This window comes from Kineosporiaceae bacterium (assembly GCA_016713225.1).
Taxonomy (GTDB): Bacteria; Actinomycetota; Actinomycetes; order Actinomycetales; family Kineosporiaceae; genus JADJPO01.
Genome location: JADJPO010000001.1, coordinates 114,482 through 141,023, shown reverse-complemented (window position 1 = coordinate 141,023; position 26,542 = coordinate 114,482). Strand labels below are relative to the sequence as shown.

Annotated in this window: 17 protein-coding genes and 1 pseudogene; 13 read left to right on the top strand and 5 right to left on the bottom strand. The window is 70.3% G+C overall.

The genetic code is table 11. The features are described 5' to 3' along the window. Positions 1–132: 132 nt before the first annotated feature. The 3 genes from IPK24_00580 (at position 133) to IPK24_00570 (ending at position 3,976) form a co-directional block, all read left to right on the top strand. Positions 133–1,245 (top strand): hypothetical protein, encoded by a 1,113-nt coding sequence (locus tag IPK24_00580; protein MBK8074068.1) that lies wholly within the window; start codon positions 133–135, stop codon positions 1,243–1,245. Between the two features lie 66 nt (positions 1,246–1,311). Next, positions 1,312–2,370 (top strand): GNAT family N-acetyltransferase, encoded by a 1,059-nt coding sequence (locus IPK24_00575; GenBank protein ID MBK8074067.1) that lies wholly within the window; start codon positions 1,312–1,314, stop codon positions 2,368–2,370. A gap of 325 nt (positions 2,371–2,695) precedes the next feature. Further along, positions 2,696–3,976 (top strand): HlyC/CorC family transporter, encoded by a 1,281-nt coding sequence (locus IPK24_00570; GenBank protein MBK8074066.1) that lies wholly within the window; start codon positions 2,696–2,698, stop codon positions 3,974–3,976. A 131-nt stretch (positions 3,977–4,107) separates the two neighbouring features. Here the strand turns inward: IPK24_00570 and IPK24_00565 are convergent, their stop codons facing one another. Then, positions 4,108–5,493, bottom strand: a complete 1,386-nt coding sequence (locus tag IPK24_00565; GenBank protein MBK8074065.1) for a CCA tRNA nucleotidyltransferase — start codon at positions 5,491–5,493, stop codon at positions 4,108–4,110. Between the two features lie 285 nt (positions 5,494–5,778). On the opposite strand from IPK24_00565, the gene IPK24_00560 reads away from it, so the two are divergent. From IPK24_00560 to trxA, 7 genes are all read left to right on the top strand, one after another. Continuing rightward, positions 5,779–6,264, top strand: a complete 486-nt coding sequence (locus tag IPK24_00560) for an NUDIX hydrolase (GenBank protein MBK8074064.1) — start codon at positions 5,779–5,781, stop codon at positions 6,262–6,264. 2,627 nt (positions 6,265–8,891) lie between these two features. After that, positions 8,892–10,496 (top strand): murein biosynthesis integral membrane protein MurJ, encoded by a 1,605-nt coding sequence (gene murJ / locus IPK24_00555; protein MBK8074063.1) that lies wholly within the window; start codon positions 8,892–8,894, stop codon positions 10,494–10,496. A gap of 219 nt (positions 10,497–10,715) precedes the next feature. Continuing rightward, on the top strand, positions 10,716–12,731 hold the full coding sequence (locus IPK24_00550; GenBank protein ID MBK8074062.1) for a hypothetical protein: 2,016 nt from the start codon (positions 10,716–10,718) through the stop codon (positions 12,729–12,731). Between the two features lie 9 nt (positions 12,732–12,740). Continuing rightward, entirely contained in the window at positions 12,741–13,520 is a 780-nt protein-coding gene (sigM, locus tag IPK24_00545; GenBank protein ID MBK8074061.1) for an RNA polymerase sigma factor SigM, read from the top strand. Between the two features lie 5 nt (positions 13,521–13,525). Further along, positions 13,526–14,701: a hypothetical protein gene (locus IPK24_00540; GenBank protein ID MBK8074060.1), complete on the top strand. Its 1,176-nt coding sequence runs from the start codon at positions 13,526–13,528 to the stop codon at positions 14,699–14,701. A gap of 145 nt (positions 14,702–14,846) precedes the next feature. Further along, entirely contained in the window at positions 14,847–15,842 is a 996-nt protein-coding gene (trxB, locus tag IPK24_00535) for a thioredoxin-disulfide reductase (protein MBK8074059.1), read from the top strand. 101 nt (positions 15,843–15,943) lie between these two features. Then, positions 15,944–16,270 (top strand): thioredoxin, encoded by a 327-nt coding sequence (gene trxA, locus IPK24_00530; GenBank protein MBK8074058.1) that lies wholly within the window; start codon positions 15,944–15,946, stop codon positions 16,268–16,270. Between the two features lie 116 nt (positions 16,271–16,386). Here the strand turns inward: trxA and IPK24_00525 are convergent, their stop codons facing one another. From IPK24_00525 to IPK24_00510, 4 genes are all read right to left on the bottom strand, one after another. After that, complete coding sequence (locus tag IPK24_00525) at positions 16,387–17,034, bottom strand: GNAT family N-acetyltransferase (GenBank protein MBK8074057.1); 648 nt, start codon at positions 17,032–17,034, stop codon at positions 16,387–16,389. 389 nt (positions 17,035–17,423) lie between these two features. Then, entirely contained in the window at positions 17,424–17,822 is a 399-nt protein-coding gene (locus tag IPK24_00520) for a VOC family protein (protein MBK8074056.1), read from the bottom strand. Positions 17,823–17,826: 4 nt separating this feature from the next. Next, positions 17,827–18,963, bottom strand: a complete 1,137-nt coding sequence (locus IPK24_00515) for a ParB/RepB/Spo0J family partition protein (GenBank protein MBK8074055.1) — start codon at positions 18,961–18,963, stop codon at positions 17,827–17,829. Continuing rightward, positions 18,960–20,051, bottom strand: a complete 1,092-nt coding sequence (locus IPK24_00510) for a ParA family protein (protein ID MBK8074054.1) — start codon at positions 20,049–20,051, stop codon at positions 18,960–18,962. Before IPK24_00510 ends, IPK24_00515 begins: the two co-directional genes overlap by 4 nt. A 3,100-nt stretch (positions 20,052–23,151) precedes the next feature. Between IPK24_00510 and IPK24_00505 the strand changes: the two genes are divergently transcribed. The 3 genes and pseudogenes from IPK24_00505 (at position 23,152) to IPK24_00495 (ending at position 26,049) form a co-directional block, all read left to right on the top strand. After that, on the top strand, positions 23,152–23,547 hold the full coding sequence (locus tag IPK24_00505; protein ID MBK8074053.1) for a hypothetical protein: 396 nt from the start codon (positions 23,152–23,154) through the stop codon (positions 23,545–23,547). Between the two features lie 97 nt (positions 23,548–23,644). After that, on the top strand, positions 23,645–24,670 hold the full coding sequence (locus IPK24_00500) for a nitrogen fixation protein NifH (GenBank protein ID MBK8074052.1): 1,026 nt from the start codon (positions 23,645–23,647) through the stop codon (positions 24,668–24,670). 1,268 nt (positions 24,671–25,938) lie between these two features. Beyond that, positions 25,939–26,049 (top strand): annotated as a pseudogene (locus tag IPK24_00495) (membrane protein insertase YidC). The last annotated feature ends 493 nt before the right edge of the window (positions 26,050–26,542 follow it).

Here is a 26,542-nt window from a genome sequence, read left to right as displayed (position 1 = left end):
AACCCGACCACGGACCCGACCACGGCGTCCTTCTCGGCCGCCTTCTCGTCCCCGTTCGCCCCGCGGTTCGAGGAACCACGCGCCCGTCGGATCTCGCTGGGAGGCGCCAGCGTCTGGGAAGTCCTCGGCCTCGTGACCGTCGTCGCGAGTCTGGTGGCCCTCGCCGTGATGGTGCTCGCGCCACGAGGGTGGCTCACCCGCGAGGACGGACGCTTTCTCGACACCGAGACCCTTGCGCAGCAGGGCCTTCCCGCAGCGCCGTCCTCCGCGCCGTCCGCCGCCCGGGCCGGTGCGGCACAACCGGCGACCGCGGGCGTGTGGTGGTCGGGCGTCGGGGCATCGGACGCGGTCGGGGTGAACGGCACCTGGGAACGCTGGCGCGGCGAGACCGTGTCGGTGGCCGGGGTCTGGGACAACGGCAACGCCCAGATGGTCGAGATGCACTCGATCTGCGTCGGCGGCCTGTGGTCCCGGTGGAACAAGCCGTTGGACCTGGCCATCGGTGCCATCGAGGGACGCAAGGGCGAGACCTGGGCGAAGGCCGCGCGCGGGGCCTACGACGCCCGCTGGCGCGCCAACCTCCAGCGCATCAAGAGCTGTTGGGCACCGCGGGACCCCGCCCTGCTCTACATCCGCTTCGCGCACGAGATGAATCTGAAGGACATGCCCTGGCAGGTCAGGGGCGGCGAAGAGGCGGACTTCGCCGCGGCGTTGACGCGGTACTCCACGCTGAGGTACCAGATCCTGCCCCGGGCCAACCTGGTGCTGTGCCCCTCGGATGGCACCAGCGCCGGCATGGGCATCGACCTGCGCAAACTCTGGCCGGGGCGTGATGCGGCCGGGCGCCAGGTGGTGCAGGTCTATGCCGTCGACAGTTACAACAGCTGGGTGGTGACCAGGAGTGCCGCCGAGTTCACCGCGAAGTTGACGGCCGATCAGAACGGCCAGCCGTTGGGCCTGGAGAAGCACCGGCTGCTGGCGCAGGAATGGGGCGTGCCGTTCGCGGTGGCCGAATGGGCCGGCAACGGCGACCCCCTCGATGAGGGCACGGGCGCGGACCTGCCGATCTACTACCAGTTGATGAACGAGTGGTTCCGGGCGAATGCCGCTGACCCGTGGCACCCGAAACCGGGGCAGTTGCTCTACGAGCTCTACTTCAACGAGCAGGACCGTTTCACGTTGCTGCCCACGAAGTTCCAGCCCAGGTCCGCCCAGCAGTACCGATCCCTGATCTGGGGTCGGTGAGCGAGCCCGGCACGGCCGAACGATAACTCGGGTGACAACGGCGCCCACTCGTGCTCGGCTGGGGTCATGGGGTGGGATGTGGTCATCGAGCCGGTTGACGTCGGCGATCCGGGGCACCTCGACCGCACGCTGGCCCACCTCGCGGTGCGCACGGCGTCCGGACGCGCCGCGATGGGTGAGCGGCATCAGCCGTACACCGTCGCCGAACTGCGGGTGGACGCGCGGCCGACGACCCAGCATCGATGCGAGCACCTGGTGGCCGTGGAGCACGATGCAGGGCAGGTGGTCGGGGCGGCCGAACTCTATTTCCCCTTGCTGGACAACACCGATCACGCCTTCGGTCAGGTCGACGTGCTGCCGCAGGCACGGCGCCGTGGCGTCGGGTCGACGCTGGTCGAGCACCTGATCGAGCGAACCCGCGCCGAGGGTCGACGGGCGGTCACCATCGAGAGCGTGGCAGCGACGGAGCAGATCTCGGAACAGCGTCAGGACGCCGGGACGGCCTTCGCCGTCCGGCACGGGTTCAGCCTCGCCCTGGCCAATCACCGCAGCGATCTCGATCTGCCCCACGGTGCCGCCGACCTGGACGAGGTGCTGGCCACCGTCGAGGCCGAGGTGGCGATGGCGCGTCCCGATCGGGGGTACGACGTGATCACCTGTCACGGGGCCGTGCCGCCGCAGTGGCTGGACCAGCGCGCGGTGCTGGCCGGGCGGATGACCACCGATGCCCCGCTGGGTGACCTCGGCATCGAGCCCGAGGCCTGGGACGCCGCGCGGATCCGCGAGCGGGATCAGATGGCCGCCGATCAGGGCCGCCACCTGATCGAGACCGTCGCGGTCGAGCGCGCGACCGGGCACCTGGCCGCGGCCACCACGTTGGCGTTCCACCCCGACCACGGCGAGATTGCGGCGCAATGGGACACCCTGGTCTTACGTGAGCACCGTGGCCACCGGCTCGGCATGTGGGTCAAGGCCGCCAATCTGCGGGCGTTGCTGGCGGCATTCCCTCAGGTTCGACGCGTCAAGACGTACAACGCGGTCGAGAACAGCCCGATGCTGCGGGTGAACCGAGCCATGGGGTTCCGCCCGGTGGGAGTGCTGACGGAATGGCAGAAGCGTTGGTGAGCACCGGTCTCCCACTCCGGGGTGGGCGTCTGCTCCGAGTCCATGACCCGGACATTACGGGCGAACACCGACAATCACCCCTGTCCGCAGCGGAGTGAAAGCCCTTCCAGCACAGGAATTCTTGTGGACGACGTCACGGTCACAGAACGCCCTGCCCTGGCACTTTACCCACCGGGAGAGCTCCGCCTCCGAGGTGAGGCCTGAGGGCTCGAGCAGCAGCGTCCGCCCGCCACGATCGTTCGCCACCGAGGCGATCAGCGCGCAGAATGGTGCCCACGGCGCACCAACGGATGGTTCGGCCGGACGACAGGATGGCTGAGACAGGATGGGCGAAACGGCGATCGAACTGGTGCTCGTCGTCGTCCTGATCGCGGTGAACGCCCTGTTCTCGGGCAGCGAGATGGCGTTGGTGACGTTGCGTGAGGGTCAACTGCGACGACTGGCGCGGGAGTCGCCGCGGGGGGCACGGCTGGCCCGCCTCGCCCGCGACCCCAGTCGCTTCCTGGCCACCATCCAGATCGGGATCACCCTGGCCGGGTTCCTGGCTTCTGCGGCGGCGGCCGTCTCGCTGTCCGAACCGCTCGTGGGGCTGCTCGCCATCACCGGACCGGCGGCTGAGGTGCTGGCGGTGATGCTGGTGACCCTCGTCCTGACCTTCATCACCCTGGTGCTCGGTGAGCTCGCCCCCAAGCGGGTCGCCCTGCAGCGGGCCGAGTCGTGGGCGCTGGCCGTCGCCGGTCTCGTCGACGGCCTGGCCACCGTGTCGCGGCCGGCGGTCTGGCTGGTCGCGACGACGTCCGATCTGGTGGTCCGGCTGTTCGGCGTCGACCCCCGGGCGCCACGGGACGAGGTGTCCGTCGAGGAGATCCGCGATCTGATCGCCGCCCGACGGGAGTTCTCCGACGAGCAGCGGACCATCATCAGCGGTGCCTTCGAGATCACCGAGCGCACCCTGCGCGAGATCCTGATCCCTCGCGGCGAGGTGGTCTCGATCGCCGGTGCGGCGCAGGTCGAGCAGGCGCTGCAGTTGCTGGTCAGCACCGGTCGCTCCCGGTTGCCGGTCACCGGGCCGACCGGCTTCGACACCGTCATCGGCGTGGTGCACTTCCTCGATCTGTACGGCGACGAGGGTCCGGTGTCCGAGCACGTCCGGGAGGCGCTGTTCCTGCCCGAGACCCTCCTGGTCTCGGAGGCTCTGCGGCAGATGCGGCAGGCCCATCAGCACTTCGCCGTCGTGGTGGACGAGCACGGCGCCAACGACGGCATCGTGACCCTCGAGGATCTGGTCGAGGAGATCATCGGCGAGATCTACGACGAGCTCGATCGTGACGTCGCAGCCGTGATCCACGAGCCGGACGGATCGATGCTCGTGCCGGGTTCGTTCCCGATCCACGACCTGCCGGACCTCGGGGTCCACGTCGGCCTACCGGACGACGTGCCGTTCACCACCGTCAGCGGTCTGATCATGGATCGGCTGCAGCGCATTCCGGGCCGCCCCGGCGAGACCGTCGAGGTGGACGGTTACTGCTTCGAGGTGCTGGACGTCGCCGGACACACCGCGACCCGGATCAGGGTGCGGCCCACGCTCACCGCGAGCGCACCGTGACATCGCACTCGTCCGGGCCGAGCGCAGTGCCCCATCGCACCCGCTAGACGAGCGCAACGTGACATTGCGCTCATCCTGAGGGGTGGGGGGCGGGGGCCGGACGGGGGGCGGGGGCCGGGGGCGGGCGGGGGTCAGTGGGGTTGGGAGGCCCACCAGGTGAGGAGTTCGGCCTCGGCGTCCTCGCGGGTCAGCGGGCCGCGGTCGAGGCGTAGCTCCTTGAGATGTGCCCAGGCTCGACCGACATCGCGGCCGGGGGGGATGCCGAGCAGGGCCATGATCGCGTTGCCGTCCAGATCGGGCCTGACGGCGTCGAGTTCCTCCTGCTCGCGCAGCCGGGCGATCCGTTCCTCGAGGTCGTCGTAGGCCGCCGACAGGCGCAAGGCCTTGCGCTGGTTGCGGGTGGTGCAGTCCGAGCGGGTCAGCAGGTGCAGCCGGTCGAGCACCGGCCCGGCATCGGCGACGTACCGCCGCACCGCGGCATCGGTCCACTCGCCGTCCCCGTAGCCGTGAAAACGCAGGTGGAGCTCGATCAACCGGGTCACCGCCGTGATGGTGTCCTTGTCGAACCGCAACGCCTGCAGTCGCTTTCGGGCCAGCTTGGCACCGACCACCTCGTGGTGGTGGAAGCTCACGCCACCGCCGCCCTCGAACCGCCGGGTCTTCGGCTTGCCGATGTCGTGCAACAACGCCGCCAGCCGCAGCACCAGATCAGGACTGCCGGGCTGCTCCAGGGCGATGGCCTGTTCGAGCACGATCAGCGTGTGCTCGTAGACGTCCTTGTGACGGTGGTGCTCGTCGATCTCGAGCTTCAACGCCGGCAGCTCCGGCAGCACGTGGTCCATCACACCGGTCTCGACCAGCAGCTCGAGACCGCGCCGTGGGGACGGCGCGAGCAGCAACTTCTCGAGCTCCACGCGCGAGCGCTCGGCCGCCACGATCGTGATCCGCTCGGCCATCGCGGTCATCGCCGCGGCCACCGGCTGGTCGACGTCCAGGCCCAGCTGGGCACTGAACCGGGCGGCGCGCATCATGCGCAGCGGATCGTCGCCGAACGACTGCTCCGGCGTCCCCGGGGTGCGCAGCCACCCGGCGGCGAGGTCCTCCAGACCCTGATGCGGGTCGACGAAGGTCAGGGTGGGCAGCTCGACCGCCATGGCGTTGACGGTGAAGTCGCGCCGCGACAGGTCGCCCTCGAGGGTGTCGCCGTAGACGACGTCCGGCTTGCGGCTCGCCGGATCGTAGGACTCGCTGCGATACGTGGTGACCTCGACGATGGTGTCGCCGACCCGGGCGCCGATGGTGCCGAACGCCTTGCCGATGTCCCAGCAGGCCTCGCCCCAGCGCTTCAGGATCTTCTCGGTCGCCTCGGGCCGGGCGTCCGTGGTGAAGTCCAGGTCCGGCGAGGAGGCGCGTCCCAGCGCGGCGTCCCGTACCGGACCGCCCACCAGCGCGAGCCGATGACCGGCGGCGGCGAAGAGCTCACCGAGCTGGGCGACCTCGGGCGGCAGGGTGAGCAGTCCGGCCGCGAGGCGCCGACGCGCCAGGGCCAGCGCCTCGGCGGGTTGCGGATCCACGACGCTCCCCGGGGGTGTGGGGCTCGCCGGCGGGGTGGGGGGACGGACGCGGGACGACACGAGGTCCAAGCCTGCCAGAGGGACCCGGACGCCGCGTACCCAGTTCTGCCGGTTCGGTTCTCTGTCCGGTTCTCCGCTCGGTTCTCTGTTCGGCTCGGCACCGGCGCCGCCACCGGCGTCCTCCAGAGGACCGATGGGTGCCGCGCACCGACTCGTTACAGTGACAACATGGTTCGTCCGCCGCGCTCTCCGCGACCGCCGCGGCGGGACCTCCCCACCGTGCAGGAGACCTCCGCCGGCGGACTGGTGGTCGCGGTGACCGAGAACCCGATGAAGGCCGCGGTGATCGCTCGCCTCAACCGTGCCGGCCGCGTCGAGTGGTGCCTGCCCAAGGGTCACCTCGAGAGCGGCGAGACCGCCGAGGAGGCCGCCGTCCGCGAGATCGCCGAGGAGACGGGCATCATCGGACGGGTGGTCGCCTCGCTGGGCACCATCGACTACTGGTTCGCGGCCGAGGGACGCCGGGTGCACAAACGGGTGCACCACTATCTGCTCGAGGCCACCGGCGGGGCGTTGAGCCTCGACGGCGACCCGGACCAGGAGGCCGTCGAGGTCGCCTGGGTGGCCCTCGACGACCTGGCCACCCTGCTCGCCTTCCCGAACGAGCGGCGGATCGCCCGCGAGGCCACGGCATTCCTGGCAGACAGCGCGTGACCGTGCCCGTGACCAAGACCGTGACCGTGCCTGGTGGCCGCCAGCGGTCGGCGGCGAGGCGAGGCCTCGCCCGGCTCGCCGCCGCTCTGGTCACGGTCCTGGTCACGGTCCTGGTCACGGTCCTGTTGGTGGCCGTCGGCGGGACCGGCGCTGCCGTCGGCGCTCCGATCGCCACCTCGGCAACCCTCGAGTTGACCCAGAGCAGTTCGCTGTCGATCACACCGGGGGGCAGCTACGTCCTGAGTGGAGTGGTGCGCAACACCGGGGGGACGCCGCTGCGCTCCCTGGCGGTACGCATGCACCTGGACTGGCCCCGCCTGACCGGCCCGGAGATCGTGCAGTGGGCCGCTCGCAGTGGGTCCGAACGCCTGGGGGTCACCTGGGCGACGCAGACCCTGCCCGGCGCGTTGGCTCCGGATGGCTCGACCACCTTCGCGCTGACCGGGGCGGCCGACGATCTCGGTCTGCCCCTCGTGGACGGGTTCGGCCCGCGCGGGCTCGCCATCGAACTGCTCGCGGACGACGGGGACGGCGTCCGGCGGCTCGATCTGGAACGCACCTTCGTGGTGTGGGATCCCACCCGATCCGGTGCCGCCGGGCAGCAGAGCGCCGCCACCCGGGTCGCCGTCCTGGCTCCACTCACCCCACTGCTGCAGGACGCCAGCAGCGATGCCGGCACCCCGTCCGGAAGCCTGGTCCGGCAATGGCAATCGGACGGTCGGCTCTCGCGCATTCTGCGGGCCACCTCTGATCGCTCCGTCGGCTGGGCGATCGACCCGTCGTTGATCACGGCGGCGTTGACCGCACAGGGGCGCATCATCCCTGCGGCGACGGGGACACCGCAGACGGGTTCGACGGGTTCGACGGGTTCGACGGGTTCGACCATGCCCGCGGCCACCGGCGACTCGGCGAACCCCTCCCCCGGATCATCGCCGGGCAATGCGACGGGCTCGGCGGCGACCACCCCCGCCCCGGGGGCGATCGACAGCGTCCAGGCTGCCACGGCACGCACCTGGATCGAATCACTGCTGGCGGCCTCACCCGGCCGCGACATCTACGCCCTGCCCTGGGGTGATCCCGACCTGGCTGCCCTGGCCCACGCCCAGGCAGGTGAGCTGCTCGCGGCGGCCCGGGACGACGCCGTCCACACGGGGCGAGCGGTCTGGGGCCGGACGCTGGACACCTCCCTCGCCTGGCCGGTCGACGGCCTGGCCGACGAGAGCACGATCTCGATCCTGGACGACGTGCTGGGGGGCGCGGTGACCACGCCGGACGGGTCGCGTGGCGGTGGAGCAGCCCCCGCCACCCGCAGCCACGCCGATGTCGTCCTCTCGTCGGCCTCGATTCCACCCCGGACCTCCCCGGAGGCCCTGGCCAGTGGGCGGATCGAGGCACCTGGAGCGACCACGGACGCCACGGCCCTGCTGACCGACCCCGCCCTGAACTCCGCCCTGGCCGCCATCGCCGCGCCCGGGGCGGCCTCGTTCCTGGCCCAGCAACGCGCCCTGGCCCTGCTCGCGGCTCATGCGGTGGACGGTGACGCCGAGACCCCGGCCGGGATCCTCGCCGCGCTCCCCCGGGACTGGGATCCGGCCCAGCCCGAGGCGTTCGCGAGGGCCTTGGCCCAGTGGGGCCAGGTGGCATGGATTCACGTGGAACCAGTCGGCACGGCCCGCCAACGAGCGGCCGATCCGGCCCCGGCGACCCTGGTGGGGGGCACCGCACGCCGCGAGGTACCCCAGACCCAGGTGCTCGCCGTCCGCGAGGACTTCCATCGTCTGTCGGCCTTCCGGCCGGCGCTGGTCCAACCCGAGGTCAGCTACCAACCGGCTCGACGCGCCGCGCTCTCGTTGGTCGGGCGCGGGTGGCGCGGCCTGACGGCCACCGGCCCCGAGCGGGAGGCGATCCTCGCCCGGGCCCGGGCACCGCTGGCGCGTCAGGTCGAGCGGTACTACTCGGGCGTGTCCGTGGTCACCGGCAACGCGGCAAACCTGGTCTCGACCAGTGGCCGACTGCCGGTGACCATCACCAACACCCTGCCGGAACCCGTGTCGCTGGTGGTGGCGCTCGAACCACGATCGCGCCGGCTACGGGTGGGCGAACCACAACCTGTCTCGCTCGGGGCGGCCATCACCGGGACGGCGCGGGCGGGCGCCTTCATCGAGGTCACCGCCGTGGCCAACGGTGACGTCGACCTCGACCCGCTGCTCTACGCCCCCGGGGGCACCACGCCGCTGGTGCGGGACATGGGCACCATCCGGGTGAGGGTTCGCCACAACTGGGAGGGACGGGCCCTGGCCGGGGCCGGCGCCGTCCTGGCCCTGTTGCTGCTGGTGGGACTGCGGCGCAGCGTGCGCGGTGGCCGCCGGCTGCGGATCCCGCTCGACCAGGTACCCGACCCGGACGACGTCGCGTTGATCGCCGCCGGCGAGCGCGTGCCCACGCCGCCGTGGGGTGTGGGCCGCGCCATGCCCGCCCGTGTCGCGGCGTCCGGAGCCGCGACGGTCACCGCAGCGCCTTCCGAACGACCCTCCGGACCGCCCGCCGAACCGCCTTCCGAACCGCCTTCCGGACCGCCTTCCGAACCGCCCTCCGGCGCGAGATCCGAAGCGGTGTCCGCGCAGTCGATGATGCGCAGCAGCGCGCTGATGTCGGCCGGAACGTTGGTGTCGCGCATCCTCGGCTGGGTCCGCGCCAGTGTGCTGTCGGCAGCGATCGGCGGCGCCCTGTCCGGCAGCGTCTTCGCCACCGCGAACACCTTGCCCAACAACGTGTTCATCCTGATCGGCGGCGGGGCGCTCAACGCCATCCTGGTGCCGCAGATCGTGCGAGCCGCCAAGCAGAGCGACGACGGCGGCACCGAGTACATCGACCGGCTGCTGACCCTGGCCACGCTCATCCTCGGTGTCACCACCATCGTCGCCACCGCCGCGGCCCCCCTGTTGATCCGCCTCTACAGCGACAACTGGGACCAGCCCACCCTCGACCTGGGCACGGCCATGGCCGTCTGGTGCCTGCCGCAGATCTTCTTCTACGGCCTCTACACGCTCTACGGCCAGGTGCTCAATGCCCGGGGCAGCTTCGGGCCCTACATGTGGGCCCCCGTGGTCAACAACATCGTCGCGATCGCCGGCATGGTCGTCTTCATCGCCATGGCCGGGTCGGGTGAGCGGCCGGTGACCGGGTGGAGCGCGGCAGACGTCGCCCTGTTGGCGGGGACGGCGACGCTCGGGGTGGTGGCCAATGCCCTGGTGCTGGTGCCGGTGATGCGCCGGGCGGGCTACACCTGGCGACCACGATGGGGATGGCGCGGCATCGGCCTGCGCAATGCCGGCACCATCGCGTTGTGGACCTTCGCCGGGGTGGCCCTGGCCCAGCTCGGCTTCCTGGTGATCTCGCGGGTGGTCAACGCCGCGGGCAGCGCCGCTCAGAGGGACGGCATCCCGGCCGGACGCGCCGTCTTCGACTTCGCGTTCATGATCTTCATGATGCCGCACTCGCTGGTGGCGGTCTCCGTGGTCACCGCGGTGTTCACCCGGCTCTCGGCCCGCGCCGCCGACGGTGACCTGGACGCCGTCCGCTCGGATCTGTCGCTCGCACTGCGCACGGTGTCGGTGGCCACCATGTTCGCCACCGCGCTCTTCATCGCGCTGGGTCCCCTGATCACCGCGGGCATGTTCCCCGGCACCAGCCGGGTGACCACCGACCAGTACGCACTGGTGGCCACCGCCATGCTGCTCGGCATCGTCCCCTTCAGCGCCCAGTTCCTGTTCCAGCGGGTGAGCTACGCCTTCGAGGACGCCCGCACCCCGTTCTGGATCGGAACCATCGGCACCCTGCTGTCGACCGTCGGGGCACTGCTGATGCCCACCGTGCTCGCACCGCGCGACGTCGCGGCCGGGGTCGGGGCGGTCATGGCGGCCACCAACCTGGTCACCACGATCATCTGGTTCCCGGTACTGCGCCGCCGGCTGGGCGCGGTCGACGGGCCACGCATCCTGTCCACCCACCTGCGATTGCTGCTGGCTGCCGCGAGCGCCACCGGCATCGGCATCCTGGTGCGCGAGGGGGCCCAGGTGGTGCTCGGTGAGCGCGGCGTGCTCGGCGTGTACGGCGTCCTGGGCAGCGCAACCGTGGTGATGTCGATCACCTACCTGCTCGCGTTGCGGGCGTTGCGCGTCGACGAGGTGGACACCTTGCTGCAGCCCCTGCGGTCACGGCTGGCCCGCTGAGGCACGCCCGCGACGCTCCGCGAACATGATCACCGACTGTCCTACGGCGCTGCGCTCACCATGTGGCGGCGCAGGTGCCTACCATGGACCGCGGACGGTCGTCGGCACGATGACGAGAACAGTCACTCTCGCCGGCCGGGGGTGGGGGCCAGGTGCCGTCGACCGCACGGCAGGACCTGACAGGAGGAGACCACGCTGGACGGGGTAGGGAACGGCAGCGTGCTCGCCGGACGCTACCGGCTCGAGCAACAGCTCGGAGCCGGTGTCGACGGTTCGCTCTGGCGTGCCGTCGACGAGACCCTCGAGCGTCCGGTCACGGTGCGGGTCGTCAGCCCCGAGCATCCCTTCGCCGCCGATGTCGTGGACGCCGCACGCCGCGCCGCGCTGGTGGACGATGCGCGATTGGCCCGGGTGCTCGACGTCGGGGACGCCGACGGCACCACCTACATCGTCACCGAGTACGTCCAGGGCCGGCCCTTCGAGGACTTCCTGCGCAACGGACCCCTACCTGCCGAGACGGTGCGGCGCATCGTCGGCGAGACCGCCCAGGCCCTCGAGCGGGCCGGAGCCCGGGGCCTGCACCACCTGCGGTTGACGCCGGCGAGCGTCTGCATCGTCCCCGATGGTTCGGTCAAGCTGCTCGGGACGGCGATCGAGGCCGCTGCCGCGGGCGTCGAGCACGACAAGGCCGACGTCGCCAGCCGCCAGGACGCCATCGGGCTGGTCAGTCTCATCTACGCCGGACTGACCGGACGGTGGCCCGGCGTGGTCGATGGGCCGTTGGGTCCGGCGCCGTTGGTCTCGGGACGAGCGGTGCCCCCCGGGGACCTCGCGGCCGGCGTCCCGGCCGATCTCGACGCCCTGTGCGTGGCAACCCTCGGCCCCGGCAACGACGGACCCCGCACCCCGGCAGAGGTGGCGGGGCAACTGTCGCCGTGGGCCATGGCAACCCCGATGACCGACCCGCGGGGGATCGAGCTGACCGCGCCCGACCGGCCCCGTGCCACGGCCGGTCCGGCGGAGCCGACCGTCGAACCCTGGTTCGAGGTGGCCGACACGGTGGTCTCGCCGGCCCCGACCCCGACAGCAGCCCCGGCAGCCGCGGCGAGCGTCCCCTCCCCGTCGCCGACCACCCCGGCCGAGGTCACCATCACGCTGCCCGACCGTACGGCGCCCCACAACACGGCACCCCTGGCCACGAGACCCGCTGATCTCGAGGCACCGCAGCGGCACGAGCCCACCGCTCAGGAGCCCTTCCCCGTACGCAACGCCGGTTTGCAGCCGCCGCTCATGCAGGCTCCGGCCTTCCCGGTTCCTGCCGAGCGTCCGACGTCCGGCCGGGTGAGCGCCCTCGACTCCGGGGGGCAGGCCTGGCCGACGCCACCCGCCGCCGGACGCACCACCGTGGCCACTCCCCCGGGTACCGCGATGCCCCGTGGCGGGCTGGTGGACGACATTCTCGGCACCTCGGGCGCGCGCGGCGTCCGGCGACTCGACCCGACCCCGCCGCCGACCCTGGGCCAGCCCGCCGGGCCGAGCTCCTGGGGAGGCGGGCGGGACGACGAGCGCCTGGGTCCGTTCATGCCCCCGGTGCCGATCGATCGGCCGCCGCAGGGACAGACCCGGCTGGTCCTCGGGCTGATCAGTGGCCTCGTCGTGCTGGGGCTGCTGCTGTCGCTGCTGGCCCTGCGCGGGCTGATGAACGCCGATCCGCTCACCCCCAAGTCGAGCGAGGCCCCGCGCACCGCGGCGAGCGCCGGCCCCGCGCCCAGTGGGCCGGTCGTGCCGTCGGTCACCGGGACACCGGTCGAGATCGCCGGGGTCAAGGTCCTCGACCCGATGGGCGACCAGACCGAGAACAACGGGGCGGCTCCCCGGCTGATCGACTCGGACAGCTCGACCGAGTGGCGGTCCGAGCGCTACGACTCGGCCCGCTTCGGAGGACTGAACAAGAGCGGGATCGGGTTCGTGCTCGACCTGGGTGATGTGTCCACGGTCAGCCAGGTCGTGGTGGAGCACCGCGGCACGGGCGGGGTGCTGGAGCTGCGCAGTGCCACCCGGCCGACCGTGGACGGCTCGACCCTGGTCAGCACGGTGCCCATGGAGGGCAGCCAGCTCACCGTGACCTTGCAGCAGCCGGTGTCGACGCGATACCTGGTGTTCTGGTTCACCAGCCTCACCAAGCAGTCCACCGGGGAGTACCGGATGCGTGTCTTCGAGGTGTCCGTCAGGTAGGTTCCGTCCGTGAGCGGTAGCCATGCACCGCAGGCGTCGACCGACGACCGGGAACTGCTGGCTGCCCATCTGCGCGGCGATGCCGAGGCGTTCGGCACCCTGGTCGCCCGGCACCGGGACCGGTTGTGGGCGGTCGCCGTCCGGACCCTGGCGGACCGTGAGGAAGCGGCCGACGCCCTGCAGGACGCGCTGATCTCGGCCTTCCGTGGGGCGGCGACCTATCGCGGCGATGCCGCGGTCACGACCTGGTTGCACCGCATCGTGGTCAACGCCTGCCTCGACCGGATCCGGCGCCGGCAGTCCCGCCCGACGGTCCCGTTGGGCAGCTACGACATCCCGACCACGCTCGACGCGGCCGGCCAGGTCGACGTCCGGCTCGCCGTCCGCGCCGCGCTGGCCGATCTTCCGGCCGAGCAGCGCGAGGCGCTGGTACTGGTGGATCTCGAGGACCTGCCCGTGCTCGAAGCGGCACGGTTGCTCGGCGTTCCCGAGGGCACGATCAAGTCCCGCTGCTCCCGGGGTCGTACCGCGCTGGCCCAGGCCCTGCGCGACGACGTCGGGGGGTCGGGATCGACGCCGCCCCCCGGCGAGCCCGACCGCTCCGTCAGCCGGCCACCGCGTACTGCGGGCGCCGCGGGCGCCGCGGGAGGCATCGCCGAACGTGAGACGTTGTTCGGGAACCCCAGCTCGTCGGCGAACGTCGCATCGGCGGACCCCCGAAGCGGACGCCACGGCCGCCGGGGCCGAGACGGCGTGGATTCTCAGGAGCGGGGTGATCAGGGATGGTGAGTGGCATGGCCGGACGGCACCCGGCGAACGACACGCTGGCCGACCTCGCCGCCGAGGTGCTCCCCGAGCACGACGCCCGCGTGATCGAGGCTCACGTCATCGGCTGCCCTCGCTGCGCCCAGCTGCTCGCCGACGCCGAGGGCATGCGGCAGCTGCTGCGCTCGACCGACCCGGGCCCCATGCCCGAGGAGGTGTGGCAGCGCATCGCCGGTGCCCTCGCCCGGGAGGCAACCCTCGGCTCCTCGACCGGACCGGATCGTCGTGTGCCGTCCACCGAGGCGGCCGCAGCCGGCGCGGGGGCCGACCCCTGGATCACCCAGGAGTGGCCGGTGGACGCCGGGTGGGTGCCACAACCGGCCGCCCACCTGGTGGCCTCGGACGACGCCCCCACCAGCCAGTGGGAGCGGTTCGTCGAGGCCGAGGAGGAGCCGGCCGGTGACGGCTTCCCGGACGGCGTCCGGCTGACCGGGACGTCGGCGGCCTCGGAATCGCTCTCTCGGCTGCGCCCGACCCGGCGACCGTCCTCGGTGCGGACCCGGCGCGACGTGCGGACCGAGGGTGAGGCGCGGGGCGGGGCGCTGATGCGCTTCGCGAAGCCCGCAGCAATCGCAGCCGGGGTACTGGTGCTGGCGGGGGTCGGTGGCATGGCGGTGGTGAAGCAGATGCCCGTGGGCGGCTCCAGTCCCGTCGCGGGCGGTGGATCCCAACCCGCAGCGGGCAGTGACGCCGGTGCCTACGCTTCGGCGATCCTGCGCACCGGCACCAACTACACCGCCGCCGACATGGGCACCCGAGCGCTGGCCCTGGCGGACACCGCGCGCCGGCCGGTGGGTGGCGCCTCGGCGAGTGTCGCCGAGCAAGCCGAAGCCGGCACGGCGGCGCCCCCGTCCGCTGGGGGCCGGGTGGCCGCGACACAACCCCTGCCGGTCGGCAGCGCCAGTGCGCTCTCGGGGTCGACGCCGGGCCTCACCGATCCCGGCCGGCTCGAGGAGTGTCTCGAGGAGCTCAATGCCGGCGGTCACCAACCGATCGCCATCGACCTGGCCCGGTACGACGGACGCGAGGCCGCGATCATCGTGCTCGCGGGCCGGGACGGTGGATACGAGGTGTGGGCCGTCTCCCGCAGTTGTGGTCGGGGCAACGCCGGCCAACTCGGCTATGTCTCGGTGCCCGCTCGGTGACGGCTCCGTGACCGTGTCACACCCTCGGCAGGCCGGTTCGGGAACATCCGGGGCCTACGATCGAGTTGACAGCGCCGAGGGCGTGCTGCGGGGCGGTGTCCGACTCCCCCGTTGCTGAGCACACCTGTCAGACCAAGGGAGATCCGTGAGCGACGACGTCCGTGACGTGATCATCGTGGGCTCGGGCCCGGCCGGGTACACGGCGGCCATCTACTCGGCCCGAGCAGATCTGAAGCCGCTGGTGTTCGAGGGATCAGTGACCGCGGGCGGCGCCCTGATGAACACGACCGAGGTCGAGAACTTCCCCGGGTTCCCCACCGGGATCATGGGTCCCGACCTGATGACCAACCTGCGAGACCAGGCCGAACGGTTCGGGGCCGAGTTGGTGACGAACGACGTGGTGGCGCTGCGGCTGGACGGCGCGATCAAGGAGGTCGACGTCCCCGCCGACTCCGGTGTGGGCGTCGTGACCCACCGGGCTCGGGCCGTCATCCTCGCGACGGGGTCGGCCTATCGCGAACTGGGGTTGCCGAACGAGAAGCGCCTGTCGGGCCACGGCGTCAGCTGGTGTGCCACGTGCGACGGGTTCTTCTTCCGCAACCAGCACATCGTGGTCGTGGGCGGCGGTGACTCGGCGGTCGAGGAGGCCACCTTCCTCACCCGTTTCGCCGACACCGTGACCCTGATCCACCGACGCGACGCGCTGCGGGCCTCGAAGATCATGCAGGCGCGTGCCTTCGCCGATCCCAAACTGTCGTTCCGGTGGAACACCGAGGTGGTCGACGTCCTCGGCACCGACAAGGTGACCGGGTTGCGGGTGCGCGACGTGACCACCGGCGAGGAGCACGATCTCGAGGTGACCGGCGTCTTCGTGGCCATCGGGCACGACCCCCGAGTCGAGTTGATCCAGAACCAGCTCGAGCTGGACGACGCGGGCTACATCGCGGTGCGCGGCCGCACCACGCTGACCTCGCTGCCCGGGGTGTTCGCCTGCGGGGACGTCGTGGACCACACCTACCGCCAGGCGATCACGGCCGCTGGGTCGGGCTGTTCGGCCGCCCTGGACGCCGAGCGTTACCTCGCCGGCCTGGACGACGCGGCGGGCTCGGGCGAGGCGGCCGCACTGGCTGCCGTGTCCTGAACGATCTCGCCACCGATTGATCTCTGCCGCTGCGTCGGACGGACGGCGGCACGCACGACCAGATGAAGCCGAACGCACGGACGACGCCCAGAGGAGAACCCATGTCCGCCAGCCACGCAGTCACCGATGCCACCTTCGATGCGGAGGTGCTGGGTAGCGACAAGCCCGTTGTGGTCGACTTCTGGGCGCCGTGGTGCGGCCCTTGCCGCCAGATCGCCCCGATCTTGGACGAGATCTCCGCGGCGCACAGCGACAAGATCACGGTCGTCAAGGTGAACACCGACGAGAACCACGTGGTCGTGAATCGCTACCAGGTGACGTCGATCCCGACCGTCGCAGTGTTCGCGGGCGGCGAGCTCGTCAAGACCATCATCGGTGCGAAGCCGAAGCCGAAGCTGTTGCAGGAGCTCGAGGCCTGGATCAGCTGACCCTGCCGACCTGGCTCATCGCCCGATCCGAGCCGGAGCACGCTCGGCGGTCTCCGGCCGCCGGGCGTGACCGCCGTGGCCCCTCGAGGGACACGACCTGAGGTGGCGAGCGCCGGTCAGTCGGCGGCCTGCGAGGTCAGGGCCGGCTGCCTCACGGTGCCGAGGATCCGCTCCAGTGCCTGCTCGACGTCCTCGCGCCAGGACAGCGCCGTCTTGAGCTCCAGGCGTAGCCGTGGATAGCGGTGGTGCGGCCGGACGGTCTTGAAGCCCACGGCCAACAGCAGATCTGCCGGCACCAGACAGGAGTGCCCCTTCTCACCGGGCACCGACACACCCGCGGTCGCAGCCAGACCGAACGCCTCGATCGCCCGGACGCCCCGCCGCGTCAGATCCTTGGCCGCAGACTGGATGAGGAAGCGTGCCAGCCCTCCCCCGGTGAACTCGGGTAACACCCGGGCCGTGGTGAGCAGGACGGCGTCCACGCTGACCGGCGAGGTCGGGAACGACATCGATCGCGGAACGAAGGCCGGTGGGGCGTAGAGCACGAACCCAGCAGGTTCATCATCGACGTAGGCGACGCGGCCACACGACCCCCACTCCAGCAAGGTCGACGAGACCCAGACCTCCTTCTCGAAGGCGGTGTCCCCGGCCTCGGCCGCGCGTCGGCCCGCGACGGCATCCAGTTCCCAGATCACACATCGGCGACACGGGTCGGGAAGATCCGAGAGGGTGTCCAGTGTCAGCGCGGCGACGCGTCGTCCCATCAACTGATCCTTAGGGTTCGAGCGCACAGGGTGAGGATTGCGGAGCGATGCCCCTGGCCTCTGTGGGAACGAGGTCGCGTCAGCGAGACGACAAAGGCGATCGCAGCCCCGAGGATCAGACCGATGACGATCCAGCGGGTCAGTCTCATGCGACACCCCCAGGCGGTGGTGGTTGAGCTTCGATGAGCAGGGGCCCATGGTACGCAGTCGGGAGCGCTCCCGATGGAACGAGGACGCCATCCCACCGCGGCTCGTCACGGCTGGATTGTATACGTAGCGCTACGCATTGCTGCGTTCGGTCACCTGAGGACCATCGCTGGCGGCCTGGTTTCACGTGGAACACCGATTCACGTGAAACGCCGGCCGATCCGCCCGCCGGCCTGCGATCCTCAACTCGACGAGTTGACCTCAGTAACGGAACGCAGCACACAGAACTCGTTCCCCTCCGGATCAGCGAGCACAACCCAGCCGGACCCGGGGCCGTGAATCCCCCGATGGTCGGCTACGTCGATGGCGCCGAGGCCACGCAGCCGCTCGACTTCATCGTCACGGGAACCGGTCCTGGGTCGCAGGTCGAGATGGAGTCGATTCTTGCCCGACTTCTCCTCGGGCACCTCGATGAACAGCAGCCGATGATCCGTCTCCGGGTCCAGGATCAGGCACTCCTGGTGACCGGGCAGGTTCGGATCGCCCTCCAGGTCGATGTACCCCAGGACCAGCTTCCACCACGTCGAGAGCTCATACGCGTTGCGGCAGTCCACGACGGTGTGGGCCACGAACGATGTCACCGGCTCAGTCCTCGACGGCACCGGGCGCGGCGAAGACCCCGCGGACCTCTGGGCTCATCAGGCCCAGGATCCGGTTCAGGTCGTCGACACTGGCGAAGTCGATGCTCAAGCGCCCCTTGCGTTGACCCAGGGCGATCGCCACCCGAGTGTCGAGCGCATCCCCGAGCCGAGAGGCCAGGTCGTTCAACTCCGACCGATGACTCCCTGCACGCGGCTTCTTCTTGGCCGGTGCACCCGGCGTCGGGGTGTCGCCCAGAGACACGACCTCTTCGACCGCACGGACCGAGAGCCCTTCAGAGACGATGCGCTGAGCGAGTGCCTCCATCGCAGACATGTCGTCCAGTCCCAGCAATGCCCGGGCGTGGCCTGCGGTCAGCACGCCGGCGGCCACCCGCCGCTGGACCAGTGGTGGCAGTCGAAGCAGACGGATGGTGTTGCTGATCTGCGGCCGCGACCTGCCGATGCGGGTGGCCAGTTCCTCGTGAGTGCACCCGAAGTCATCGAGCAGTTGCTGATAGGCGGCGGCCTCTTCCAGAGGGTTGAGCTGACTGCGGTGGAGGTTCTCCAGCAGGGCATCCCGCAGCAGGTCATCGTCTGCGGTGTCCCGCACGATGGCCGGAACCGTGGCCAGCCCTGCCTGTTGCGTGGCACGCCACCGCCGCTCCCCCATGACGAGTTCGTACAACGCGCCGCTGTCATCCGGCTCACCGACTCGGCGGACGACGATCGGCTGCAGAACGCCGATCTCCTTGATCGAGTGGACGAGCTCGGCCAGCTCCTCCTCGTCGAACACCTGTCGCGGCTGTCGCGGGTTCGGACGGATCGACGTCACCGGGATCTCGGCGAACGTCGCGCCGGGCACCGGGACCAGATCGGTGTCGGAGTCCGGCTCGGTCTCGCCGTCGCCCGCTGGGACCACCGGTTCGAGGTCCGCCGTCACCAGGCTGGGGAGGTCGCCCGCCGGCCGCTCCAGGGTCGCCGTGGCGGTCGCTGCCCCAGCCTCGACCGGCTGCTGCCCGGACTCTGACTTGTCCCGGAAGAACACGTCGTCGACCGGCCGGTCGCCACTGGTCTTGGCCATGGGACCACTGGGGATGAGTGCACCCAGACCTCGGCCAAGACCCCGTCGCTTCTCGCTCACGATTGCTCCTCGCGCGTTGTTGATTCCCACGTGAGTACCTGTTCGGCAAGTTCGCGGGACGCCTCAAGGTAAGAGAGCGCTCCACTGGACGCCGGGTCGTACGTCATGACGGTTTGGCCGTGACTTGGTGCCTCGGAGATGCGGACCGATCGGGGAACGGTCGTCTTGACCACCTGTTCGGGGAAGTGCGTTCGAACCTCGTCAGCGACCTGCGACGAGAGTCTGGTCCGCGCGTCGAACATGGTCAGCATGATGGTGGAGACGTGCAGGGACGGATTCAGCTGACGACGAATCAACTCGATGTGCTTCAGCAACTGCGACAAGCCCTCCAGCGCGTAGTACTCGCACTGGATCGGGATCAGCACCTCGCGTGCGGCGACAAAGGCATTCACGGTCAGCAGACTCAGGCTCGGCGGGCAGTCGATCAGGACGTAGTCGATCTGATCCAGGCCCTGCTGACGCCGGCCCTGGAGGTAGATCTCCAGCGCCTTCTTGAGACGGACCTCCCGGGCGACGAACGACACCAACTCGATCTCGGCACCTGCCAGATCGATGGTTGCCGGCGCCACCCAGAGGTTGGGCAGGTCCGGACACGGCTGCACGACTTCGGCCAGAGGCCGATCCTCCACCACGACGTCGTACAGGCTCGGCACCTCGGCATGGTGATCGATCCCCAAAGCCGTCGAGGCGTTGCCCTGCGGATCGATGTCGAGCACCAGCACGGACAACCCCGCCTGAGCCAAGGCCGCGGCCACGTTCACCGTCGTCGTGGTCTTGCCGACGCCACCCTTCTGGTTGGCGACGGTCAGGATCCGGGTGTGTGGCGGCCGGGGGAACGAGCGCCCGACCAGGGAGATCCGGCGTCTGGCGTCCTCGGCCACCTCGGCGGCGAGCGGCGTGGTGTCGTCCACCGTGGGCAGGCTGGCCACCAACTGCACTCGGTCCGACTCGTTGAACGGCAGTGGAGCTGCCAGCGGGGCACCCGGAGGCTGCCACTCCGGGTCGAGCGCCGTCAGTTCCGTGTCGGCCACAGCCACTGCTGCGGATGCGGATGGAGGCGCCGTCGAAGGGCTCTCCGGCTGCTGCATCGCTGCACTCCCGTCGTCTGGCTCGTGCGTCACCGTCAAAGAATTGTCCCTTGATTCGGCATCGCCCGTGACCAGACCGCCGTGAGTCACGGAGGACTCGCCGACCTCAACCAACTCGCCGAGGTCAGCCGACTCCGTGGGGGCATCTGTCGCACGCGACTCGTCCAGGTCATCCAGCTCGCCCAAGTCATCCAGCTCGCCCAAGTCATCACCTGACGCGACCGGCGTCGGCAAGAGGTCGACCGAGACCCGTCCCTCGTTCTCCGCATCGATCTCGACGACGGGCTTCCCCGACTCCCCGGGGATGGCCGACGAGTCAGTCGTGCACTGATCCGTTCCCCTCGGGTCGACCGAGCCCTCGAGCAGGTGTGGGAGGTCCTGCGACATGGACGATGGCGCCTCGGGGGCGAAGGACAGTGGTGCCGGCACCAGGGGGTGCTCAGCTCGGCCGACGCGGGGCACGTCGTCCCGGGGCATCTCGACCGACGCGACGCTCCAGTCGGCGCTGGGGAGGGATGCGTCAGTGGTCGGCGCCGCGCAGGATTCGATTGGCACGGCCCACGAAGCAGCGCTGGCGTGAACGCGATGCGCACCGAGGTCGCCGGGTGATTCGACGTAGCCCGCAGACGGCATCCGTGGCGAGCCGGGAGATGTAGCCGCCATGGCCCCAGCCGTCACTGTTGCGGTCGACACCGAGTCGCTGGCCGGAACCGCCGCGAAGGCCGGCGTGGCAAAGGGTGGCACGTTCGGCGCCTCGCTCAGCGCACTCGCGTCGTGCCCGTTCCCCGCTGTCTGGTCCGAGTCATCGGGTGCTGGATCATCCACCGGAACACCAAGGTCAGGCCCGTCGTCCAGGTGAGGGGTTGGCGCCTCGACGATCGTTGTTTCACATGAAACGGGCCCGGGGCGAACTGCGAACCGCTCCCCCTGGGGACTTCGAATGGTGTGCGCCCAGGGCTTCATGTCCGAGGACTGCGGAGCCTGGCTCCCCCACTCGGGCGGGAGTTCACGCGCCGGAGGGTGGAAGTTCAGGCCCAGGGCAGGAGTGGGATCGTCGTTCCCGTCACCCCAAGGAGGCACTGGTGACGCCGCTTCAGGGACCGTTGTTTCACGTGAATCCGTCACGCTGACGACCCGATAGGCGCCCACCCCCGGGGACAGGGAGACCTGGGAAACCTGAAGGGTGTCCCGGCGCTGAGCCATCGCGGTCGCGGCGTCCACGTTCACGGTCCCGGGCGATCCTGCGTATACCTCGGCGTCGTCCTCCCACGTCAAGACCGGAACGGCGTCCGGCTCCACAGCCATCGAGACGAACTCATCCAGTGACCCTTGGGGGGTTGATCTGGCACGAGAGACGGTCGCGACGAGGTCCGTCGGCGTCCCTGCACCCTCGACATCAGCACCCTCGAGATCGGCGATGGCCACCACACCCTCGTCCACCTCGACGCCGACGTCCTCGTTCGTCACCGGCATCCCTCGAGGCGGCTCCTCCCCCACAGCCGTCGGGACGTCAACGGAGCTGGAGCTCGCAGTGGCGGCCGGCTCCACCGGCTCCACGGCCACCACAGACTCCACGGCCTCCACGGCTTCCACTTCGAGATGAGCGTCGGTCTGCTCTGGGCGCGGGCCGGCGTCGCTGAGCCCGGCGCCACTCTGCACGGCAGCACCAGCCGACCCCGCGGCGCCAGCGAGGACGTTCTCGTCGAGTTCGCCCTCGTCATCAACGAGTGGACGCTCGACGCTCGGCCAGCCCAAGCCCTGTTGCCTCGAGCGCGCCGAGAACTTCGGCCAGCCGATTCCCACACCCATCACTCCAACTCCCCATCCCCGCGCATCGTCCATCCTGACAACCTCGCCTGTGCTACGCCGATGGCCACGCCGATGCGCTCCTGTATCCGGATCGATTCCATCCGAGCAGAGCGTCTCGGGTCATCCGAATACATGACCTCAAGGCCGTCCTACGCTGCCGTGAACTACGGCGGAGCACCTCGCCTCGAGTCGCGCTCGGCACGCCCGACGACGACGGTCGAGCGACGCCGCCCCGCGGCACCCCTTCGCCGCCCACCACCGGGGCCCCGGCAGGGCACCCCCTGCTCGCCAGTCCGGATGGGTGAGGCCCGTCGTACTCCCCCTGCTCGGCGACAGGGCTTCCACCGAACTCGAGCAAGCTCGACGCCAGCTTGCCCATGATCGACCACCGCACGCCGGCTCCGCCCCCTGAACCCTGATGTCTCCACCCTGCTCTGCGTCAGCCGCTTCCCGTTGCACCACGCGACGGGTCCGGCAACGCCTCGACGGGCAGGCGCCTACGTCGGCACGCTACCCGTCGTGCGCCTCTCCCGCTTCTTCGCCCCCAGGTGCCTGTGGACAACCATGGTCGGCGTTTCGCCTGTGCACGGAACGTTCTCCGCGGTGCGTCCACAGAACACTCGAGGATATCCACACCCTGGAGAGACTCGAGGTGACGAGCGGATTCGGTGTCGAGTTGCTGGGACTGACGACCGTCATGACCCTCGACCGATCGACTGGTGCCGCTTCTCCTGGCCTCTCGGCCGGGGCACCTCGACGGTTCCGACGGACGGAACTCGACCGTCCCACGGGGCTCCATCGTCGACTCGAACCACGCCATCTCGACGCGGCCTCCACGTGTTCGTGCCTCCAGGCTCTCGAGTGGCGGCCCCACGGTGCGGCCTCTGGAGACCGTTGGCCAGTGGCGTCCGCTTGCCCGCATCGGCCGGCACCGGCCCCGGCCGACGCTCGCGGAACACCGTCGCACCACAAGTGCCTCAGGCGACAGGCGGGCCCGTTCCACGTGAAACGAGCTCTCTCTCCAAGGAGCGGCCCGAGGGTGAACGGCCGCGATCGCTGACGCGGCCATGGCGGCCCTCGGTCGCCGTCCTCGCGGCGGTGGACCATGCTGAGTTGTCACGCGATCCTCGGCACTCGGCCGTCACGTCGCATGCTGCCAGGGCTCCGCGCTGATCCACCAGCGGTCCGCCCGCAGACGACGCCATCCCGGTATCGAGCCGTCCACCTTCGCGAGTGGTCCGACGTCGCCGGGCTCACGTTGTTCCGGCGGCACGGAGCTGTCGCGTCCGATGTGGAAGTCAGCAGCGAGTGGAACCTCGATGAGTTGCTCGACTGGGCGGTCGACCGCGAGGTGGTCAGTCGGGCTGATGCCCGGCTGCTCGCCGATGTCTACGCGGTGAAGCCGGAGGCTCGTGGATCGTGCCGGGACGTGAGTGAGGCCTACGTGTCGCACGCGGCGAGCAGCGGGGTGAGCCAGGCCGCCCTGCGACAGCGGGCACATCGGGCCAAGCGTCGGCTCACCCTGGCCGTGCGGACGACGCTTGCCGCCGGCACGCCACCTCCCTCGCCAGTGCGCAGAACGTCAACGCCGAAGCCCGCGTGGATGGACCTGCATCGCTCGATGCGTCCCCGCGGCAACACCCCATTCCCCCTGGATGAGACAGTCCACTGGGTGGTGAGCACCTGAACCTCGCTGATGTCTCGCCGACCCAGGTCCCCGGCCGGACTCACCCCGACCTGCAAGGATCGACCACGAGGCGACCACGATGACCACGATGACCACGATGACCACGACCATGATGAACCGCAATCAGCTCGAAGCCTGGCTGCTGGAGTCCGACGCCCCCTCCGTCCGCGCCGCAACGCTGCAGCGCCTGCTCGGCCGAGAACCCGACGACCCCGAGGTGATCGAGGCTCGCGCGTGCGCGATGCGTACTGACCCGGTCGCGGCGATCCTGGCCGCGCAGCATCCCGACGGCTGGTGGAGCAAGCCTGGCCCCGGATACAGCCCGAAGTACCGCGGCACCGTATGGCAGGTGATCTTCCTCGACCAGCTCGGCGCCGATCCGGCCGACGAACGGATCCGCCGCGCCTGCGACTACCTGTTGCGCCATACCTCGTCGCCCTCCGGAGGTTTCGGCATCTCCAGTTCCGGCCTCGACAAGGCACCGCTGGCGAGTTCGGTCGCTCACTGCCTCAACGGGAACCTGTTGCGCGCCGTCCTCGGGTTCGGCTTTGGCGACGATCCTCGCGTGCTGGCCGCTGCTGAATGGGCCGCGTCCACCATCCTCGGGGACGGCGAGACCCGCTTCTATGCCAGCGGGACGTGCGGGCCGCTGTTCGCCTGTGGCTCCAACGACAAGCAGTCCTGCGCGTGGGGAGCGGTCAAGGAGCTGCGCGGGTTGTCGCGGATCCCGCCTGCTTCCCGGTCGCCGCGAGTCCGCCGAGCTGTCGACGACGGCGTGGCGTTTCTGCTCTCGCATGACCCGGCGATCGCCGATTACCCAATGGGTTGGGGCAACACCAAGCCGAGTGGCTCCTGGTTCCGGCTCGGGTTCCCGTCGGGCTACGTCGCCGACGTGCTGCAGGTGCTCGAGGTATTGACCGAACTCGGCCACGGCGACGACGAACGCCTCGACCATGCTCGAGCGTGGCTGCTCGACCAGCGCGACCCGGACGGCCGCTGGCGCAACCGCTATGCCTACAACGGCAAGACCGAGGTCGACATCGAGCAGCAGGGCAAGCCGTCGAAATGGGTCACCCTGCGCTCCCTCTCTGTGCTGTCCTTCGGCGACCAAGCAGTGGCCTGATGGGTGGGTCGCTCGGCGGAGAAGGTGGGCGACAACGTGGGCACGTCCGGTCAGTGCACTCTGACGGTCACTGGGTGGTGAGCACCTGAAGTTCGCCGATGTTCCGCGTGGTGGTGGCGCTGAGGTCCAGAGGGATGACGCCAGCCTCGCCGCCGCCGGTCCAAGCCACCTCCCAGTGTGAGGTGGCGGTGATCGGGCTCGGCGATGGACCAGATCTGCTACCCCACCCGTGAGGGAGTCGGCCATCGTCGCCACGATGTCGAGTCGCGAACTACGGCAGTCAAGGCGCGCTGACCCGGCTGATGCGATCGGCGGATCGGCAGGGCACCGTGAGAAGTCACCGGACACCGCTCTGGCCGGCGCGCCTCTCGGCTCGAGGCGCTGGCCGGCCCGGCGGCGCGCCAGGTCCTCCCCCGCAACGTTGCTGCGGACCCCTGTCACGCGGCTCCTCCCAGCCCCGAGAATCGTCCAGTCTTGCGAACGACCCGCACGCCCGACCACCTGGGTCTGCAGGTGCCCACGCCAGTTGCCCCACAACCAGCCTTGGTCCGTGTGCAGTCCCCCCGGAGCTTCTCGGCGGCCCAGGCAGATGACGTTGGCGCCCCGTGGAGTCGGTTGCCAGATGACTCGAGGACCCCAGCCCTGGTGGGCTGCCGACGTCGAGGCATGCCCGCTCAGGCACGCCGTGCAACCATAGAGGGCGAAACCCCTTGACCCACATCGACACCCACGACTGGACCTGGCTGAGGCCAGCTCCGCGTGGATGGGTGCACCGAACGCCGGCTGTCCTTCCGGTCAAGGCACAGCATCGAGGCGTGACCCTGCCGGGTCCTCCACGAAACAAGCGCCGCGTGCCTCGCCGGACCTGGCTCACCAGAAGGTGTTGACGCTGATCCAGCTGCTGCTCTGGCAAGGGGGCTGGCCGAAGCGATGTGGGTGTGCGGCGCCGCAAGCAGCACCCGCGGCAACAGGCGCATCTCAGGACGGCAGACACTGGCTCGACACCTCACCGCAGGCGGGCACCAGCCTCGACCTCGGCGCGGCGCACCCACTGGCGTAGCGTCTCGGCCGGCCACGATCCCGCTTGGCCGCGATCGACCGGATTGCCTCGAAACTCACTCGGATACTCCCGAGCTGTCCCAGCACCAGCCCGACCGCACGCTGGCGGGACACTCCGGAGTACTCCGACACGCGTCCACGCCGCCACGACCTGCACCTCGAACTGGACATCGCAGCACCCTCGCCGAGATGCCTCGGCAGATGATCCGGCCACGGCCGGTATCACCTGGGCGCTGTCGATTGTCGGCCTGGTGATCGTCATCCGGATCCTGCTGATCCCGTCGCTCTTCCAGCAGATCAAGGCATCTCGCGGTGTGCAGCGCCAGGCCGGCTACCTCCCCCGTCCGGGCATCCAGTGCTGCGGCGAGGCCGCCTCACCACCGAACGCCGCAACCAACCGGGCTCACGACCGCCGGCTGGACGGGCTCATCCGGCCCTCGAGGACACCAGCCTGTCCAGGTCCTCGGGCCGACGATCGCCGCGGGTATCGATGAGCATCTCCATGACGTGCGGGCGCCGGATCGACGACCGACCCGACACGTTCGTCGCCGCGGACGCCCTCACCACGAGGGGCGCAAGCGAGGGCGCCAGGTCCGCACTGTCGCGGTCCTCGCCTCCGGCGTGAGACGCCGAGCATCACGGGCCGGGATCCAGGTCGCCACCGGGAGACCACCCTCGCCACCTGATCGGCCTTTCGTCCGCGACCGATTCTCCTGGGGTTCGACACCACGGGCCCGGCGCCCTGGTGACCCGGGACAGCCAACCGGCACGTTCGAGGTCATCGCGGTGACACTGCCCAACACGTCGCGGCAG